This is a genomic window from Variovorax sp. UC122_21, assembly GCF_044056785.1.
In the GTDB taxonomy this organism is placed as follows: Bacteria; Pseudomonadota; Gammaproteobacteria; order Burkholderiales; family Burkholderiaceae_C; genus Variovorax.
This window is the reverse complement of record NZ_CP172004.1, coordinates 5734582-5753112: the sequence shown is the minus strand read 5'-3', so window position 1 is coordinate 5753112 and position 18531 is coordinate 5734582. Positions and strand designations below refer to the sequence as shown.

At 72.7% G+C, this 18531-nt stretch carries 9 protein-coding genes and 1 pseudogene; 5 read left to right on the top strand and 5 right to left on the bottom strand.

What is annotated here, in order from left to right:
• Positions 1 to 178 precede the first annotated feature (178 nt).
• Positions 179 to 1894 carry a ShlB/FhaC/HecB family hemolysin secretion/activation protein gene (locus ACHMXE_RS39785; RefSeq protein ID WP_395349085.1) on the top strand — a complete coding sequence of 572 codons (1716 nt, stop codon included), beginning with the start codon at positions 179 to 181 and terminating at the stop codon, positions 1892 to 1894.
• 2 nt (positions 1895 to 1896) lie between these two features.
• A complete protein-coding gene (locus tag ACHMXE_RS39780) occupies positions 1897 to 7476 on the top strand; it encodes a filamentous hemagglutinin N-terminal domain-containing protein (protein WP_395349084.1) in 5580 nt (1859 codons plus the stop codon).
• 106 nt (positions 7477 to 7582) lie between these two features.
• Here the strand turns inward: ACHMXE_RS39780 and ACHMXE_RS39775 are convergent, their stop codons facing one another.
• Positions 7583 to 8431, bottom strand: a complete 849-nt coding sequence (locus ACHMXE_RS39775) for a glycosyltransferase family 25 protein (protein ID WP_395349083.1) — start codon at positions 8429 to 8431, stop codon at positions 7583 to 7585.
• A 77-nt stretch (positions 8432 to 8508) separates the two neighbouring features.
• Between ACHMXE_RS39775 and ACHMXE_RS39770 the strand changes: the two are divergent.
• Positions 8509 to 9636: pseudogene (locus ACHMXE_RS39770) on the top strand (glycosyltransferase family 2 protein); the annotation flags it as partial.
• 528 nt (positions 9637 to 10164) lie between these two features.
• Here the strand turns inward: ACHMXE_RS39770 and ACHMXE_RS39765 are convergent.
• The 4 genes from ACHMXE_RS39765 to ACHMXE_RS39750 form a co-directional block, all read right to left on the bottom strand.
• A complete protein-coding gene (locus tag ACHMXE_RS39765; RefSeq protein WP_395349082.1) occupies positions 10165 to 10962 on the bottom strand; it encodes a hypothetical protein in 798 nt (265 codons plus the stop codon).
• A 136-nt stretch (positions 10963 to 11098) separates the two neighbouring features.
• Positions 11099 to 13081, bottom strand: a complete 1983-nt coding sequence (locus ACHMXE_RS39760; protein WP_395349081.1) for an ATP-binding protein — start codon at positions 13079 to 13081, stop codon at positions 11099 to 11101.
• On the bottom strand, positions 13078 to 14133 hold the full coding sequence (locus ACHMXE_RS39755) for an ABC transporter substrate binding protein (RefSeq protein ID WP_395349080.1): 1056 nt from the start codon (positions 14131 to 14133) through the stop codon (positions 13078 to 13080). Before ACHMXE_RS39755 ends, ACHMXE_RS39760 begins: the two co-directional genes overlap by 4 nt.
• A gap of 172 nt (positions 14134 to 14305) precedes the next feature.
• A complete protein-coding gene (locus ACHMXE_RS39750; RefSeq protein WP_209545881.1) occupies positions 14306 to 16195 on the bottom strand; it encodes a hybrid sensor histidine kinase/response regulator in 1890 nt (629 codons plus the stop codon).
• A gap of 321 nt (positions 16196 to 16516) precedes the next feature.
• On the opposite strand from ACHMXE_RS39750, the gene phnD reads away from it, so the two are divergent.
• The gene (phnD, locus tag ACHMXE_RS39745) at positions 16517 to 17518 is read left to right on the top strand and encodes a phosphate/phosphite/phosphonate ABC transporter substrate-binding protein (protein ID WP_395353006.1); all 1002 of its coding nucleotides are present in this window, start codon (positions 16517 to 16519) and stop codon (positions 17516 to 17518) included.
• Positions 17515 to 18525 (top strand): phosphate/phosphite/phosphonate ABC transporter substrate-binding protein, encoded by a 1011-nt coding sequence (locus ACHMXE_RS39740; protein WP_395349079.1) that lies wholly within the window; start codon positions 17515 to 17517, stop codon positions 18523 to 18525. The genes phnD and ACHMXE_RS39740 overlap by 4 nt, the downstream gene beginning before the upstream one ends.
• Positions 18526 to 18531 lie beyond the last annotated feature (6 nt).

Sequence of the window (18531 nt, the reverse complement as noted above, 5' to 3'; positions counted from 1 at the left end):
CTTCCTTTTGCGTCCTTCGCGCAACCTTCGCGCCCTCTGCGTCCGGAAGTCCGCTTTCGTCTTCGACCCCATCTGTCGCTTCATGCGATGCGGGTGGCGCGCAGCGCAATGGATAACTGAGATGCGAAACGAAAACCTCTCGAAAAGCCCGCGCCCCGATGCGCGGCGGAGCATCCCCATGCGCGTCCTGCAACGCTCCACGCCGATCGCCCTCGCCGTCTCCGCCCTGTTCGGCGCCGCCTTGCTCGTGGCCGCCCAGCGTGCCCATGCCACCGAGGCCGAGGAGACCGCCTTGCTGCCCACGCAGGACCCCTGCGGCAGTTGCAACCGACCGATCGCCCAGGCCACCGGCGGTGTCGCGCCGCAGACCCTGCCCGCGCCGTCGCGCAACACCTCCGCCACCGGTGCCTTCAAGCTCAACGATCTGCGCCTCAATGGCGTGAAGGCGCTGAGCAACGAGGAACTGCAGTCGATCACCTCGCCCTACATCGGCCGCGACGTCACGCTGGCCGACCTAGAGGAACTCGCGAAGGCGATCACCGCGCGCTACAAGGAGCGCGGCTACTTCCTCGCGCAGGCCGTGGTGCCGGTGCAGACCGTGCGCGACGGCATCGTCGAGATCAGCGTGATCGAAGGACGGCTGGGCCGCGTCGACGTGCTGGTGGCGCCCGAGGCACCGATCGCCGAGGCGCGCGTGCGCGGCTTCCTCGCGCCGCTGCAGCCGGGCGAGGCCGTCAACGCACCCGCCTACGAACGCGCCATGCTGCTGCTGTCGGACCAGCCCGGCGTGAAGGTCTCGTCGGCGCTGCAGGAAGGCACGCAGCCCGGCACCACCGATCTGTCGGTCGAGGTCGCGGCCGCGCCGCGCTGGGCCTTCACCGCCGAGGGCGACAACCACGGCTCCAAGGAGTCGGGCCGCTACCGGCTCGGCGGCACCGTGCGCTGGCTCAGCCCCTTCGGCATCGGCGACAACCTCGACGCGCGCGTCATGGTGTCCGACAGCAATGCGCTGCAGTACGGCCGCATCGCCTACGAGGCGCCGATCGGCACCAGCGGCCTGCGCGCCGGCATGGGCCTGGCGCGCGTGAGCTACGACCTCGGCGGCCAGTTCTCGGACCTCGACGCGCAGGGCCGCGCCGACGTGCTCGATTTTTCGCTCAACTATCCGTTGATCCGCCAGCGCCAGCAGAATCTTTTTTTGCGGATGACCGCCGACCTCAAGGACCTCAAGGACGAGATCCGCGTCGTCGACTACGACGTGAAGAAGCGCGTGCGCGGCATCGGCCTGGGCTGGGCCTGGGAGCGGCGCGACGACGTCTTCGGCGGCGGCTACTGGGCCAGCACCGGCACGCTCTACCACGGCTCGCTCTCGATCCGCGACCCGCAGACCCTCGCGGCCGACCAGGCCTTCGGCGGCCGCCGCACCGAGGGCGGCTTCACCAAGATGAGCTTCCAGCTCTCGCGGCTGCAGTCGATCGTGCCGCGCCATTCGCTCTACCTCGCCATCGGCGGCCAGTGGGCCAGCAAGAACCTCGACGCGTCGGAGAAGCTCGCGCTCGGCGGCGCGCGCGCCGTGCGTGCCTACCCCTCGGGCGAACTGCTGGCCGACCAGGGCGTGATCGGCACCGTCGAATGGCGCTGGTCGGTCAACGAGGAGTTCACGCCCTTCGTGTTCTACGACGCGGCGCGCGGCAAGCTCGCGCGCCATCCCTCGCCCTTCGACGGCGAGAACTCGCACAGCCTGCGCGGCTACGGCATCGGCATGAGCTGGTCGCGCCCCGGCAATTTCTCGATCAACGCGACGCTGGCCTGGCGTGACGGCACACCGCGGGCACAGACCGACGGCGGCGGCCACAACCCGCGGCTGTACGTCCAGGTTCAAAAGGCGTTCTGACCATGAAGCAACGCACGTCTCCTCTTCTTCGCGCCACCACGCGCCGCCTGCGGCTGCGGCCGGTCGCGTTCTCGCTGCTGTGCGCGGGCGCCGTGCCCGCGATGGCGCAGGTGCTGCCCACGGGCTTCCTGCCCTCGGCGCTGCCGGGCAACGTGGTCTCGATGAGCCAGGCCGGCAACATCATGAGCATCGTGCAGGGCAGCCAGCGCGGCATCGTCAACTGGACCACGTTCTCGATCGGCGCCAAGAACATCGTCAACATCCAGCAGCCCAACGCCTCGGCGATCCTGCTCAACCGCGTGACCGGCAACGAGGTCTCGAACATCGCGGGCCAGCTCAATGCCAACGGCCGCGTGTTCCTGATCAACCCGAACGGCGTGATGTTCGGCGCCGGCGCCACCGTCAACGTGGGCGGGCTCGTGGCGTCGACCTTGCGCCTGACCACCAGCGACGAGAGCTTCCTCGGCGGCACGACCAACTTCACGTTCGAGCGGCTCAACGGCGAGGCGAAGATCGTCGACAACGCCGGCACCATCACGGCGTCGGGCGGACCCGTGGTGCTGATGGGCGCGGGCGTGAGCAACAGCGGCACCATCACCGCCGACGGCCAGACCGTGGGGCTGGCCTCGGGCCGCAAGATCACGCTCGACCTCGCGGGCGACGGCCTCACCAGCATCGCGATCGCACCCGACTCGATGGCGACCAATGCCTCGGTCAACAACACGGGCACCGTGCAGGCCGACGGCGGCAAGGTCGTGATGATGGGCCAGTCGACCACCATCGGCGAGCTGGTGGTGAACCAGACCGGCGTGGTGCGCGCGCGTTCCGTGGGCACGAAGAACGGCGAGATCGTGCTCGGCGGCGGGGCCGACAACGAGGTGCGCGTGGGCGGCACGCTCGACGCGACCTCGACCGGCACGGTGCCAGGCGGCCGCATCTCCGTGGCCGCGGGCAATGTGCGCGTGGTGGATCGCGCGCTGCTCGACGCGAGCGGCGATGCGGGCGGCGGTTCGGTGCAGGTCAAGGCACTCAACGGCCTGTCGATCGCATCGGCCCCGCCGGAAGCGCGGGCCGCGCTGGTCGAGTCGGGCGCGGTCCTGCGTGCCAACGGCCGCGCGGGCAATGCGGCGGGTGGCGAGATCCGCATCGAGCAGGCCACCTACGCCTCGCTGCCGGGCACCGGCAGCGAGGCGCCGCCGGCCACCCGGCTCGGCCTGCACCTGTCGGGCACGCTGTCGGCCACGGGGTCCGGCTCGGGCGCGGGCGGCAACATCGTCACCAGCGCCGATGCGATCCAGGTCGGCGACGACCTCGCGCTGTCGGCCGCGGGCGGCGCGAACGGCGGTGCCAACGGCAAGTGGACGCTGAATTCGAACAAGCAGATCGTGGTGACGCCCGACGCGCCGAACTACGACCCCGGCAGCTTTCTCGGCGCCGGCGGCATGGCCTCGAGTCCGATCAGTGCGCAGGCGCTGGGCGGCGCGCTCGGCCAGGGCACCGACGTCACGCTCGCGAGCAAGGCGGCCAATGCCGAGGGCGGGCAGGAGCGCTTCGGCGTGCTGTTCGACACCGCGGCCCAGGTGGTCAAGAACGAGAGCGGCACCTCGTCGCTGCGCGTGGATTCGGCCACCGGCATCGCGATGCTCGACGGTTCGACCATCCAGTCGAAGAACGGCGCGTTGAACGTGGACTTCAACGTCGATGCCAACGGCACGGTGCCGGGGGCCGGCAACACCCCGATCGTGACCTCCGAAGGCGAGGGTGCCGCGCAGATCCAGATGACGAACGCGCGCATCGAGACCAACGGCGGCAACGTGCGCTTCTACGGGCAGGGCGATGCCGCCAACGGCCGCGCCATCGGCTATGCCTCCGAGTTCGGCGATTCGGGCGTGGGCGCCGGCATCGAGTTGCGCAACAGCCGCATCTCGGCCTGCGGCGTCGATGCCGCCAGCTGCACCGAGGGCGGCGTCATCAACCTGCGCGGCGAGGGCCGCACGCTGTATTCGAGCTCCACGCTCAACGGCAGCTCGGGCGTGCTGATCTCGAGCTCCGAACTCATCACCGGCAGCGGCGCCATCACCGTCGACGGCGTCGGCGGGCTGGCCGCCAAGGGCGTGGAGATCGGTCGCGAGGCCGGCAGCGTGCCGGGCCCTCGCAGCCGCATCGCATCGACCGGCGGGGACATCGTGCTGCGCGGCAGCACGCGCGGATGGACCACCGGCGATGCCGTGGGTCGGCTGCGCTTCAACGTCGCGGGCGCGGGCGTGCAGGCCGAAGGGGTCGACATCGCCACCGGCGGCAACGTGCGCGTGGAGGGCCAGGGCGCCGACCTCGGCACGCTGCTGGGCACCGACGAATTCGCCAAGCTCTCGGCCTCGGCCACCATCAATGCCTCGCACGGCGTGCTGATCGGCGACGCCGGCATCACGGCCGGCCAGGGCCGGCGCATCGACGTCGTCGGCACCGCCGGCAGCGCGGGCGTGATCTACGACTTCAACGGCGTGCCGACCCCGCCACCGGCCGGCATCGACGAAGGCATCACGCCCGCGGCGGTGTGGATCCGTGCCAGCGGCGACGGCCAGGGCCTGCGTGCCGAGGGCGGACAGATCAACGTGGTCGGCGGCAACGGCGACGTGCTGCTGCAGCGCGGCGGGCAGGCCGATGCGCTGCTGAGCACCGCGAGCCGCACCGTGGCCGGCGGCGCCATCGCCGTCACCGGCCGCAACATCTACGGCGGCGGCCTCGCGGGCGCCACCGGCAAGCTGGCCGACGCGAGCGGCGCGGGCACGGGCGGCGACATCCGCTTCGAGGCCAGCGTGAGCGACAAGACCGGCGGCATGCTCGCGCTGGCCACGGGCATGGGCCTGCTCGCCGACAGCACCTCGGCCAGCGGCAACGGCGGCACCATCCGGCTGCTCGCGGGCAACGGCCTGCGCGCCCACGGCACGCTGTCGGCGCGCGGCGGCAGCGCGGGCGGCAACGGCGGCTTCATCGAGACCTCGGGCACGCAGTTCGACCTGACCGGCATCCGCGTCAACGCGGGCGCGCCGGCGGGCACCGCGGGGCAGTGGCTGATCGATCCCTACGCGGTCACCATCGTCAATGGCGCGGCGGCCGGCACGCTGCCGACCAATCCCTTCGACGCGGTCGCCACCTCGACCATCCAGGACGGCGACATCAACGCCGCGCTCAACGGCGGCGCGAGCGTGAAGATCACCACCGGCACCGGCGGGCCGGGCGCGGGCAGCATCACGCTCGCGAACAACGCGCTGATCGACTACAACGCCGCCTTCGGCCCGCTGAGCTTCGAGCTGGCCTCGGGCAACAGCATCCAGGGCGGCCTGGGCACGGTGATCCGTTCGTCGGGCAAGGGCGGGCCGCTCACCGTGCTGTTCAACGCGGGCGTCAACCCCGACGGCACGCCCGCGGCCACGCCCGGCTCGATCAGCTACAACGGCACCATCGCCACGCGCGGCGGCAGCGTCACGATGAACGCGCGCGGCGACGGCAGCCCCACCAGCGGCTTCATCCAGCTGAACGGCGCCACGGTGCAGACCGATGGCGGCGCGGTCACGCTCTACAGCGGCCAGCCCGGCGCGCCCACCGGCTATGTCGCGCTGGTCGACAGCCAGATCGACACCCGCGTCGGGCAGACCGATGCGGGCGCGGGCGGCGCGGTGCAGATCGCCGGCGGCAACGTGACGCTGGCGGGCGCGCAGATCGCGAGCTCGACCGGCAACGTCGACATCCGCGGCACCTCGGCCGACTGGAACAGCGGCGTGGTCATCACCGACGGCCGCACGCCCTCGACCATCTCGACCACCAGCGGCAACGTGACGGTGCAGGGCGTGGCGCGGCGCCAGGCCTCGTCGACCTTCGCGGCGGCGCATGGCGTGCTGGTCAACGGCGGCAGCAGCATCACCAGCGGCAGCGGCAGCATCGCGCTGCGCGGCTACAACTTCAACAACGACACCACCGTGCCCGCGGCCACGCCCGACTCGGGCGTGCGGCTGGAGAACGGCGCGCGCATCGTCACCACCGGCGGCGGCGACATCGAGATCACCGGCCGGTCGCAGAACGGCGGCACCGGCGTCTCGATCGAGGCCGGCGGCTCGCCGAGCCCGCCCGGCACGGCGCCCGTGGTGCAGGGCAGCCGCAACGTGGTGCTGCGCGCCGTCAACGACGGCAGCACCGACGCGATCGTGATCGGCACGCCGGTGAGCGCGGCCAACGCGATCAACCTGCGGCCCGGCGGCATGGACGCCAACTTCGCGGTGTCGGACACCACCAATGCGCCGATCGTGCTCGGCGGCGCGGGCACCGGCGGCTTCTCGGTCTCGAGCGCCGAGTTCGCGCGCCTCGCCGCACCCACCATCGTGGCGGGCAGCGCCACCCATGCGGCCGACATCACGGTGGCCGGCGCCATCGCCACGCCGGGTGCGCTCACCCTGCAGAACGACGCCGGCGGCAACATCGCGGTCAACGGCACGGTCGGCGCCTCGCAGCTGGGCCTGCTGTCCGACGGCCGCATCACGCAGTCGGCCGCGGGCGCGATCACCGCCACCGGGCTGCTCGCGCGCTCGAGCGGCGCGAGCGTCGACCTGCAGAACCCCGCGAACAACGTCGCCACCGTGAGCGGCGGCGCCGAGGGCGGCTTCGCCTACGTCGACGCGAATGCCGTGACCATCGGCGCGCTGAGCGTGAACGGCTTCAACGCCGCGACCAACCAGCTCGCGCCGACGGCCGCCGCGTCGATGTCGGCCGGCACCGTGTTCGTGCGCACGCTGGCCGGCGACCTCACGCTGGGCACCGGCGTCACCGCGAGCACCAGCGCCGACCTGGTGGCGGCGGCGCGCTTCCAGAACCCGGGCGCCTTCACCATCGGCGCCGGCACCTGGCGCGTCTGGGCCGACACCTGGATCGGCGAGACGCGCGGCGGCCTCGCGGGCTCGGGCCCGCTGCCCAACCTCTACCACTGCGCCTACCTGGGCCTGTGCACGGTGACGGTGCCGACCACCGACAACCACTTCATCTACGCGCAGCAGCCGACCGCGATCGTGACCGTGGGCAATGCCGCGCGCCAGGAAGGCGCGCCCAACCCCAGCTTCACCTACAGCGTCAGCGGGCTGATCCTCGGCGACAACGCATCGAGCTTCAGCGGCGCGCCGGGCACCAGCGCGAACGCCTCGAGCCCGCCGGGCAACTACCCGATCGACGGCGCCTTCGCCTCGGCGGCCGGCTATGCGGTGCAGGTGGTGCCGGGCAACCTGCGCGTCGACCCGGGACCGCCGCCGCCGCCCGCGCCCCCAGCGCCGCCGGTCGCGCCGCCGCCGCCGCCCTTCGTCTTCCTCGAGCGGCCCGAGCTGCCCTCGGTGGACGTGGTGCGCGACCAGCCCTCGACCTACCTCTACGACCGCAACATCGGCCAGGCGCCGATCTGCGTGGCGACCGGACCGCTGGACGGCGACCGCGCCGCGCAGGGCGGCGACGTGCTGGCGCGCGAATGGTCGCGCGTGCGTTCTCGGCCGAACCTGCTGAGCTGCGTGAACACGGAACGGCGCAACGGCTGCGCCGATTTCTGAGGGGCGCCAAGTCGATCGATCGCAACCGTTCGGGCTGAGCTTGTCGAAGCCTTGCGCAGCGCTTCGACAGGCTCAGCGTGAACGGTTGTTGGTTGCCTTATGCGGTTCAGCGCGCCGTGATGACGAACAGCTGCGCCATCAGGTCGGCCAGCAGGCGCAGTCGCGGATCGTCGGTCAGCGCCGCGTGGCGGTAGCCCGCCACATGGGCCTCGAGCCCGTCGATCGGGCCGGCGAAGAACAGCCGGCGCAGCGCGCCGCCGAGCGCGTCGTTCTCCGCCGCGCGCGGGCGGTCGTCGATGGTGCTGTGCGCATGGCTCTCGAGCCGCGGCGTGGCGAGGAAGGGCGCGAGCACCGCCGCGCGCAGGCGGCCCTCGGCCACCCAGCGGTTCAATGCCATGTCGAAGGCCTGCGCCGGTCCCTCGGCCAGCGCCTCGCACAGCAGCGGCGGCAAGGCGCGCAGTCCCTTCGGCGTGACGAGGTAGGCGACCGCGCCCCAGTTGTAGAGGCCGCGCGCATCGAGCACCTCGATGCCGGCGATCGCATCGCGCGGCGCGGTGGGATCGGCGGGCAGCTGCTTCTTCAGCGCCTGCCACAGCGCGAGCAGGCCGGGGGCCGAGGTGTAGGGCAGGCATTCGAGGAACACCAGGTCCCAGTCGGCGAGCTGCGCGAGCGCCTCCGGCCGCAGCAGCGGCGGCAGCGCGCGGCTCAGCAATGCGTCATCTTCCAGCACCAGGAAGAAGTCATCGGGCGGCGCGCCCTCGAGCGCGCGTGCATGCGAGAGAAAGCAGGCGCGCTCGCCGGCGCTGGTGGGGGCATCGGGTGCCGCCGCGGGCAGGGTGGCCGCGTCGATCGCCTCGAAGCGCGCCACGCCCTCGATGCCGAGCGCGCGCAGCTGCGCTTCCATGGCTGTGCGGCGATCGCCACTGCGTTGCAGATTGATGAAGCAACCGTTCATGATGCGGGGATGAAGCAGGTCCTGCCATTGTCTCCCTTGTCTCGCGCCATCGCGCCGATCGCCGAAGGGCGGACCGCATGATGCTCAGCGTGGTGCTGCCGTTCTATCGCAAGCTCGCGGAGTTCGAGCGCGTGGCCGCGCTCAACGCGCCGCACTGGTCGCGCCCCGGCATCGAGGTGGTGATCGCGCTCGACGAACCGGCCGAGGAACAGGGCCTGCTGCAACTGCTCGCGCGCTTCGATGCGGTGCACTGGCGCGTGGTGGTCAACGACCGGCCGCATGGCTGGCGCCCGCCTTGTCGCGCCATCAACGTCGGCGTGCGCCATGCGCGCGGCCGCTTCGTGCTCGTGCATTCGCCCGAGTCGGCCTATGTGGGCGACGGGCCCGCGCTGGCGCTGCAGGCCGCGCTGTCGGTCGAGCGCGGCGTGGTGCTGGGCCGCGTGGGCTTCGCGCGCTTCGACGCGGTCGACGGACCGCTCGCCGCGCTGTTCGCGCGCCAGGTGCCCGAGGCGCTGTTCCTGCGTACCTTCTACGGCTCGCTGTGCGGCCCGCGCGAGGCCTTCGAGGCGGTTGGCGGTTATGACGAATCGTTTGCCGGCTGGGGCGGCGACGACGACGACTTCCGCGTGCGGCTCGAGATGGCGGGCTGGCGGCTGTCGGCCTGCGCCGAACTGAAGCTGCTGCACCTGTCGTTCGAGACGCGCGACGGCGCCGAGCAGTTCGATCCCGACAACGACTGGCGCAAGTGCACGCCCGCGCAGGCACGCGCGAACGGCGAGGACTGGGGGCGCGATTTCGCGCGCATCGCCCGCGACGACGCGCCGCCGGCCGATGCCGGGGCCGTGCCCGCATGGCTGCAACCCGCACCGGTGTTCGCGATGGGCTCGCGCCGTCAGTGCGAACTCTGCGCGCGCATGCTGCACCACGAACCGGCGCCGCACTACTTCTGCCCGCGCTGCAGTGCCGAGCCGCCGAAGCCGCTGGCCGCGCGGCCGCGCATCGTCTGCGTGCTGCAGCTGCGCAACGAGGCGCGGCTGCTCGAAGGCTGCCTCGCGCACCTGCGCGAGCATGTCGACGGCTTCATCGCGCTCGACGACGGCTCGACCGACGACACCGCGCAAATCCTGCAACGCGAACCGAAGCTGCTCGAGCTGCTGTCGAACCCGCCCGGTGGCGAGTGGAACGAAACGCGGAACAAGCAGCGGCTGCTCGAATGCGCGCGGCGCCATGGCGCGGGCTGGGTGCTGGTCTGCGATGCCGACGAGCGCTACGAGACCTTGTTCCTCGAGCACCTCGGTGCCATCGTCGATTCGCTGGCCGGCACGCAACTGGGTTGCCTCTCGCTCGCGGTGCGCGAACTCTGGGACGCGCCCGACCGCTTCCGCGACGACGGCCGCTGGGGCAGCAAGTCGCGCGTGTGCCTGTTCCGGCTGCCGCGCGAGATCGCCTTCGACGCGGCGCCAGCGCTGCACGGGCCCTGGTATCCCGACGCGGTCGCGCAGCATGGCCGGATGTTCCGCAGCTACTTCCGGCTCTACCACCTGCGCATGATCCGGCGCGAGGACCGCGTCGCGCGGCGCGACCGCTACCGGCAACTCGATCCCCGAGCGCCGCTGGCAGGCCATCGGCTACGACTACCTGGCCGAGGAAGGGCCGGAACTGCGGCTCGAGAAGATCGCGCCCGATCGCGGCTACGACCTGGCGAGCCTGCCGGCCGACCTGGCCGCGCTGCTTCAGGCCGACGGCCCGGCGCTGGCCGCGAGCGAGCGCGCGTAGTCGCCGCGGTAGACGCGCGTGCCGGTGTGGGTGAGGCGCGATTGCGTGTCGACGAAGACCTGGCCGCCAATCGATTGCCAGCGGCGGCAGAAGGCGAAGTCCTCGCTGAGGTAGCGGCCGTTGCCGGGCTCGGCCCAGACGTCGAAGAAGCGGTGGTGCGGCCAGGCCGCGGCCGCCTCGTCCTCCATGCGGTCGGGCGTGTAGCGCAGCTCGGGCAGGGCCTGCGCGAGGCGCTCGAACACGGCGCGTTCGATCAGCATGAAGCCGGTGGGCGCGTCGAGCACCTCGACGAAGCCGTCGGCATCGACGCGCGCCGCGACGTCGGGGCCCGTGAGGTTGACCGGGTACACCGCGTGCTTCGCCTCGAAGTCCTCGCGCGTGCTGCCCGCGGGCAGCGGCTGCGCGAGGCCGGCGCGCGGCCAGCCGTCGTTCTTGTGCGGATAGGCGCCGGCCACCACCGCGCGGCCGGCCAGCAGCAGGCGCAGCGCGGCCTCGGGCTCGAAGCCGATGTCGGCATCGATCCAGAACAGGTGGGTCCAGCGGCTGTCGGCCATGAACTCGGCCACCAGCCGGTTGCGCGCGCGCGGGATCAGGCTGTCGCCGTCGAGGAAGCGCGTCTGCATCGGGAAGCCGTGGCGCCACGCGAGGTTGACCAGCCCGAGCAGGCTGCGCACGTAGTCGCTGGTCATCGCGCCGCTGTAGCTGGGCGTGGCGATGAAGGGGCGGATGTCTTTCAGGGCGTCGATGGGCAGCATCGTGGCGGGCGAGTGGTGAGGCCGGACCCCTGCCGTTCGGGCTGAGCCTGTCGAAGCCTCGCGCGGCGCTTCGATCCTTCGACAAGCTCAGGACAGGCCAGGCTCAGCGTGAACGGTTGCGGGGAATGGACCGTGTTCATGCGGGCTGCGCATGCCGCCGCGTCGACAGCAGCGCCCGAAGCTTCGCCGGTGCCACCGGCTTCGTCAACAGCGTCGCGCCGCTGTGGCGCAGCCGCTGCAGCGCGTCGGGCCCGGTGGCGCCCGAGACCAGCACCGCGAGCGCCTCGGGCTGCAGCCGCTTGGCGGCGTCGATCACGTCCATGCCGTCGGTGTCGCCGGGCAGCTGCAGGTCGCACAGCACGGCGTCGTAGGGGATGTCGCCGGTGCCCAGCCGCGCGATCGCCTCGGCGCCGGTGGCCACGCATTCGACCTGGCAGCCCCACTGCTCGAGCAGCGCGCGGCTGCCGTCGAGGATGGCGGGGTCGTCGTCCACCACCAGGCAGCGCAGGCCCGCGAGCGGCGCGGGCGCGGGCGGCGCCGGCTGCGGCGGCGCGATGTCGGCGGCATTGGCCGCGGGCAGGGTCAGCGCGAATGTGCTGCCGGCGCCGAGCGCCGAGCGCAGCGCGATGCGCGTGCCCAGCAGGGTGGCGATGCGCGCGCAGATCGCGAGGCCCAGGCCGAAGCCGCGGCGGCGGTCGCGCTCGGTGTTCGCCACCTGGTAGAACTCCTCGAAGATGCGCTGCTGGTGGATCGGCGCGATGCCCACGCCGTTGTCGCGCACCTCGATGCGCACGCCGCGCCCGCCGTCGGGGCCGCTGCGCGCGCGGCGCGCGGCCACCAGCACGGTGCTGCCCGCGGGCGCATGGCGCAGCGCATTGCTCACGAAGTTGCCGACGATGCGCTTGAGCAGCGCCGCGTCGCTGCGCACCGCGAGGCCGCGGTCGCTCCAGCGCAGCCGCACGCGCAGCTCGGCGGCGCTGGCCGCGTGCTGGGCCTCGAGCTGATCGAACAGCGCGGCCAGCGAGACCTTGGCGATGGCCGGCGTGAGCACCTGCGCGTCGAGCCGCGAGATCTCGAGCAGGTCGTCGAGCAGCACGCCCATGAACTCGGTGCTCTCCTGCAGCCGCAGCACGGCCGGGCGCTGCGTCTCGCTGGCGCCGGGCAGCAGGCCGTCGATGAACAGGCCCATGGCATGCAGCGGCTGGCGCAGGTCGTGGCTGGCCGCGGCCAGGAAGCGCGCGCGCGACAGCGCGGCCTGCTCGGCCTCGGCCATGCGCTGCAGCGCGACCGCGGTGGCCTCGCGCACGCGCTCCTCGCTGACCTGGCGGTTGTGCTGCAGCCGCTCGGCGAGGCGGTCGATGTCGTGCGCGAGCATGGCCAGCTCGTGCGTGCCGCGCGAGCCGCCCTCGACCACGCCGCAGCGCATCTCGAAATGCCCGGCCTCGAGCGCCGCCACCGTGCGCGACACGCGGCGCAGCGGCCGCGCCACGGTGCGCGCCATGTGGCGCACCGAGGCCCAGGCCGCGAGCAGCGCCACCATCGCGATGCCGATGCCCGCGAGCAGCGAACGCGTGCGCTCGCGCGAATAGGCGGTGGTGTCGCGGAAGGTCTGCACCAGGCCGACCGGCGTCTCGCCCGCGGCGGTCGAGCCCGCGGGCGCGAAGGCGCTGGCGCGCGAGGCCTCGCGCAGCGTGACCGGCGCGGTGAACATGCGCAGCTGCGCGAGCGAGCCGGCCTTGGGCCCGGCCGTCACGTAGACGCCGGCGCTGTTGCTGATCTCCACGCGCATCACCTGGCCGCCGCGCAGCGCGGCATTGGCCACGTTCTGCAGCGCGGGCAGGTCGCCCGCGTAGAGGCTCAGGTCGGACATCGCCGCCACCTGGCGCGCCACCGCCTGGCCCTCGGCATCGAAGGCGGCCTCGAGCGTCTGCAGCCGGTTGTGGGTGAACCAGGCGGTGAGCGCCAGCGCCACCGCCACGCAGGGCACGACGCCGAGGCGGAACAGGTCGCGCTGCAGGTTGCCGCGCACCACCAGCGCGCCGGCGCTCGGCACGGGCGTCTGGGCCGGCGCCGTGGCCGGGCTGGGATCCGCGCCCTCGGGCGGCCGGGTGGCGCTCATCGGGTGGCGGTCAGGCGCTCGGTCAGTTCGCGTTCCTCGGGCAGCCGCAGCCCGAGCCCGCGCGCGACGGTGGGATTGATGCGCACGGTGGCGGGCGTCGCGGCCTCCACCAGCGGATTGCCGCCGCTGCCCGCGCCGCCGCCGCCCGCGACCTTCTGCGCCAGCAGCCGCGCCTGCTGCGCGAGCTGCGCCGGCGTGGAGACCGCGGCCGCGAGGCCGCCCGAGCGCACCAGGCCCTCGCTGGCGCCGAACACCGGCAGGCCGGCGCCGGCACCGGCGCGCAGCACCGACAGCGTGGCGGCCTGGTTGTCGCCGATCAGGTCGGGCAGCACCATCAGCGCATCGCTGCGCGGCACCACGGCGCGCAGCGCGGTGGCGAGCGAGCGCGCATCGGGCGCGTATTCCACCTGCAGGTCCCAGCCGCCGCCGGACTGCGCCTGCGCGGCGCGCTGCAGGTCGCGCACCAGCGGTTCGGATTCGGGCGTCGCGACCACGCCGATGCGGTGGCGCTGCGCCGGCAGCACCGCGCTCACCAGCGCGAGCTGGTCGGTCATGGCCGGGTCGCGCAGCAGCACGCCGACGCGGCGGTCGGCGCGGCGCAGCGCGGGGCTGGCGCGCAGGCCCTCGTAGTCGAGCCGGCTCAGCATCGCGAGCACCAGCGGCTCCTGGCCCGGACGCTCGATGGCGGCGCGCGCGGCCACCGCGCCCACCGCCATGGTCAGCGAGCCGCCGTCGGCGCTCGAGATCGAGGACCGCATGCTGCGCGTGCGCACGCCGACGTTGACGTCGCCGGGCTCCGCCGCTGCCGTGTCGGGTGCGCCTGGAGCGAGCCGCACCAGCTCGAAGCGGCTCGCGGGGTCCAGCCCCTGGCGCAGCTGCTGCACGAACTCGGCATGCGCGGCGAGGTCGTCGCCCATCAGCACCGTGAAGCCGGCGGCCGGGCACAGCGCGGCGCCCAGCAGCGCGGCGCAGGCCAGCAGCGCACGCGTGGCGCCGCGCAGCAACCGGGTCGTGCAGGGGAGGGGGAGAGAGGTTTTCGCGGCGACGGACATGAAGGCTTCTGCCACAAGGGGCGACGGTTCAATGTACGGAAGCGCCCCCCTTCGCGCGATAAGGCAGAGGGCTTATGCCCGCGGCGCGCACCCTGATGGGGTGTGAGGAAGTTCACACGGCAACGGCCGCTTGGCCTATCTCCGATGGCGTATCGCCACCGAAGCCCGTTGCTCAGGCCTGCACGGCCTGCGCCGCGGCCGCGCGCTGCGCCAGGATCGCCTGGCGCAGCACGCGCGGCGACACCGGCTTGTAGAGCACGGTGATGCCCGCGCTCTGCACCTCGCGCAGGCGGTCGGGCTTGGTCTCGCCGGTGACCAGCAGCCGCGCGGTGCCGATGCCGATGCCGCGCGGATGGCGCTCGAGCGCTGCGATCACGTCGAGGCCGTTGTCGCCGCCCTGCAGCAGCAGGTCGCTGACCACCACGTCGGGCGGCGTGGTCCAGCGCTCGGCCATGGCCAGCGCCTCGGCGCGCGTTTGCGCGGCCAGCACCTCGGCGCCCCAGTTCGACAGCACCACCGTCAGGCCCTCGAGGATGGTGCGCTCGTCGTCGATCACCAGGATGCGCAGGCCCGTGAGGCAGTGCTCGTCGTTCTCGGGCACGGGCAGCGCGGCCACGGTCGGTGCCGGCAAGGCGGCCGGCGCCGAGCGCACCAGCACGCGCACGCAGGTGCCCTTGTTGACGCGCGAGCTCAGCTCCACGCGCGTGTTGAGCAGCTCGGCCAGCCGCTGCACCGTGGCCAGGCCCAGGCCCATGCCGCGCGTGCCGCGCGCGGCCTGGCGGCCCGAGGGCTCGACCTGGTAGAACTCCTCGAACACCCGCGCCTGGTGCTGCTGCGCGATGCCCACGCCGGTGTCGACCACGTCGATGCGCACGCCGCGCCCGCGCTGGCGCGCGCCGATCAGCACGCCGCCCTCGAGCGTGTGGCGCAGCGAGTTCGACACCAGGTTGTTGAGGATGCGCGACAGCATCACGTAGTCGCAGCGCACCCACAGGTCGGTCTTGCGCGCCACCAGCCGCAGGCCCTGCTGCTCGGCCACCGGGCGGAAGTTGCGGCTGATCTCGTCGAACAGCCGGTCGAGCGGGAAGTCGACCCACTGCGGCTGCAGCACGCCCGCGTCGAGCTGAGAGAGGTTGAGCAGTTCGGAGAACAGCCGGTCGAGCGAGTCCACGCATTCGCGGATGTGGCCGATGCGCTGCAGCCGCAGCGGATCGGTCTCGCCGTTGGCCAGGCCGTCGGAGAACAGCGTGAGCGCATGCAGCGGCTGGCGCAGGTCGTGGCTGGCGGCGGCCAGCAGGCGGGTCTTGGCCTGGCTCGCGACCTCGAGCTGCTGGTTCTTGCGCGCCAGTTCGGCCGTGGCCTCGGTGATGCGGCTCTGCAGCAGCCGGTGGCTCTCGGCCAGCGCGCGCGCGGCCTCGTTGAAGCCGCGCTGCAGATGCTGCACTTCGGAGGTGCCCTCGATCGTCACGCTCGCGGCCTCGCCGGCGCCGAGCCGGTCGACCGCCTTGCCGAGCGCGCGGATCGGCTCGCTGATGCGGCGTGCCGCCCACCAGCCGGCCAGGCCCACGCCCACCAGGCTGGCGCCGAGCACCAGCACCACGTTGAGCCAGACCGAGCGGCGCGCGTTCTGCACCGCGCCGAGGCTGATCTCGACCATCACCTTGCCGCTGGCGCGGCCGTCGTCGCCGACGATCGGCACCACCACCTGCAGGCCCTCGCCGCGCGCGCGGTCCATGGTCTCGGAATTGGCCACGATCTCGCCGTCCTCCGACCAGATCTGCACCTGCTGCACGTGCGGCTGGTAGGTGCCCGACTGCGCGGTGCGCTGCAGCGCGCGCCGGTCCATGCGCGCGATCGGCGCCTGCGCCACCGTGGCCACCTGCAGCGCCACCGTCTGCGCATTGGCGCGCATCAGCTCGGTGAGGTTGTCCAGGTGCTGGCGCGTGAGCACCGTGATCGCCACCAGCGTCGCCACCATGGCCGGCAGCATCGCCAGCAGGATCAGCTGCTGCGCGAAGGTGAGCCGCGCCAGGCCGCGGACGACGGCGAAGTTCCAGTTCATGGATGCGGGAAGGGCATGGCCGGCGAGCCTACGGAGGCCTTGCAAGGCAGGGAAGACGGGAAAAACATCACGAAAACTGCTTCTGGTTGATATCTAATGGCGTCCGCTTCGCCATGTTAGACCGGCCGGTTCGTTGCGGCCCTTCTCGTTCGTCCAAATATGCCGGCTTTCCCGCGCCGTTCCAAAGGCCCCTCCGAACCCACCGGTAGCCGTCGCCCCGCCTGGCGGCGCTGGCTGGCGGTGGCGCTGCTGGGTGCGGCGCTGCCGCTGGCGGCCGCGGCCCAGGGGCAGGCCGCCCCGTCGTTGCCCTCGGTCTCGACCATTCCCCCCTCGGCCCAGCCCACGCCGACCCAGCCCGTCAAGGGCGGCTTCACGGCCGCCGCCGGCCATGGCGCCGAGGCCGCGCCGCTGCGCTTCGGCATCCTGCCGCTGGGCGGCGCCTTCGAATCGCGCAGCGACTGGGATCCGCTGCTGGCCGAGCTCAGCCGCGCGCTCGGCCGGCCGGTGGCGGTGCTCTCGGTCAATTCGTACGAGGCGCTCGAGCAGGCGATCCAGCGCGACGACGTCGACATGGCCTTCCTGTCGGGAAAGATGGCGCTCGACGCCGTGAGCCAGCGCCGCATGAAGGTGGTGGCGCAGGTGGTGCGGCACGACGGCCTGCCCGGCTACCGCGCGCTGCTGCTGGCGCGCAAGGCGCCGCCGTTCAACACGCTGGCGGGCCTCTTGGCCGACCCCGACCGCTGGCGCCTCGCGCGCGGCGAGAAGCAGTCGGTGTCGGGCTTCATCGTGCCGCAGCTGCAGTTCTTCCTGCCCCACCACATCGCCATGGAGACCCGCTTCGCGAGCGAGGTGGTGGGCACGCACCAGGTCACGGCGCTGGCCGTGGCCAACAACGAGGCGGACGTCGCCACCAACAACACGGCCGACTTCGAGCGCTTCAGGCTGCGCTTCCCGGCCGAGGCCGGCCGGCTGCAGGTGCTGTGGGAGTCGGAGCTGATCCCGCATGCGCAGATCGTGATGCGGCGCGACTACCCGAGCGAGCTGCGCCAGCGCGTGCAGGCCTTCCTCGTGGCCTACGGCCGCGCCAAGGGGCCGCGCGGCGATGCCGAGCGCGTGGTGCTGAAGTCGCTGCACGACCTCGCGGGCTTCGTGCCGGCCGACAACAGCTCGCTGCTGCCCGCGGCCCGGCTGGCCTACCAGCTCGCCACGCAGAACGCGAAGACCGCGCAATGGGTCAACGACGCCGCGCGCCAGGCCCGGCTGCAGCGGCTGGACAGCGGCTATGCCGAGCAGGTCGGCGTGCTGAAGGACGTCTCGCCTTGATCGCCTGGCTGCGCGCCGTCTTGCTGGCCGTGCTGGCCTGCGCCGTGGTGCCCGCCGCGCTGGCGACGCAGCCGGCGCCCGTCAAGGCGATCCGCTTCGGCGTGCTGCCGCTGGGCGGCGCGGTCGAGTCGCGCGCGCTGTGGACGCCGCTCCTGGCCGACCTCGGCCGCGCCATCGGCGTGCCCGTGAGCGCCTACTCGGTCTCGTCGTACGAGGAGCTCGACCGTGCCATCGGCCGCGACGAGGTCGACATGGCCTTCCTGTCGGCCAAGATGGCGCTCGATGCCGTGACCCAGGGCCGCATGAAGGTGATCGCGCAGATCGCGCGCCGCCCCGGCATGCCCGACCACCGCGCCGTGCTGCTGACGCGCAAGGCGCCGCCCTTCAACAGCCTCGAGGCGCTGCTCGCCAAGCCCGAGTCGTGGCGGCTCGCGCGCGGCGACAGCCGCTCGGTGACCGGCTTCCAGGTGCCGCAGAGCGAGCTGTTCCTGCCCAACCACATCGTGATGGAGACGCGCTTTCGCAGCGAGATCGTCGACACCCACCAGGCCACCGCGCTGGCCGTGGCCAATGGCGACGCCGACGTGGCGACCAACAACACGACCGACTTCGAGCGCTTCCGCGAGCAGTTCCCGGTCGAGGCCGAGCGGCTGCAGGTGGTGTGGGAATCGCAGCCGCCGCCGGGCGCGCCGATGGTGGTGCGGCGCGACTGGCCGCCCGAGTTCCAGGCCCGGCTGCAGTCCTTCCTGACCCACTACGGCCAGGGCAAGGGCGCGCGCGCCGATGCCGAGCGCGAGGTGCTCCGGACCCTGCGCGCGGGCTTCGGCTATGCGGCGGCCGACGACAGCGCGCTGCTGCCGCAGGCGCGGCTCGACCGCCAGCTCGGCCGCCAGCGCGCGATGGCCGCGCAATGGGTCAACGATGCCGCGCGCGAACAGCGGCTGCAGCGCATCGAGAAGGTCTACGCCGACCAGGTGCGGCTGCTCGGCGGTAACCCCGCGCGCTGAGACATA

Bases quoted from the DNA above. Each gene is read 5' to 3' on its own strand.
- ACHMXE_RS39785 (WP_395349085.1), top strand. From the start codon at position 179: ATGCGCGTCCTGCAACGCTCCACGCCGATCGCCCTCGCCGTCTCCGCC.
- ACHMXE_RS39780 (WP_395349084.1), top strand. From the start codon at position 1,897: ATGAAGCAACGCACGTCTCCTCTTCTTCGCGCCACCACGCGCCGCCTG.
- ACHMXE_RS39775 (WP_395349083.1), bottom strand. From the start codon at position 8,431: ATGAACGGTTGCTTCATCAATCTGCAACGCAGTGGCGATCGCCGCACA.
- ACHMXE_RS39765 (WP_395349082.1), bottom strand. From the start codon at position 10,962: ATGCTGCCCATCGACGCCCTGAAAGACATCCGCCCCTTCATCGCCACG.
- ACHMXE_RS39760 (WP_395349081.1), bottom strand. From the start codon at position 13,081: ATGAGCGCCACCCGGCCGCCCGAGGGCGCGGATCCCAGCCCGGCCACG.
- ACHMXE_RS39755 (WP_395349080.1), bottom strand. From the start codon at position 14,133: ATGTCCGTCGCCGCGAAAACCTCTCTCCCCCTCCCCTGCACGACCCGG.
- ACHMXE_RS39750 (WP_209545881.1), bottom strand. From the start codon at position 16,195: ATGAACTGGAACTTCGCCGTCGTCCGCGGCCTGGCGCGGCTCACCTTC.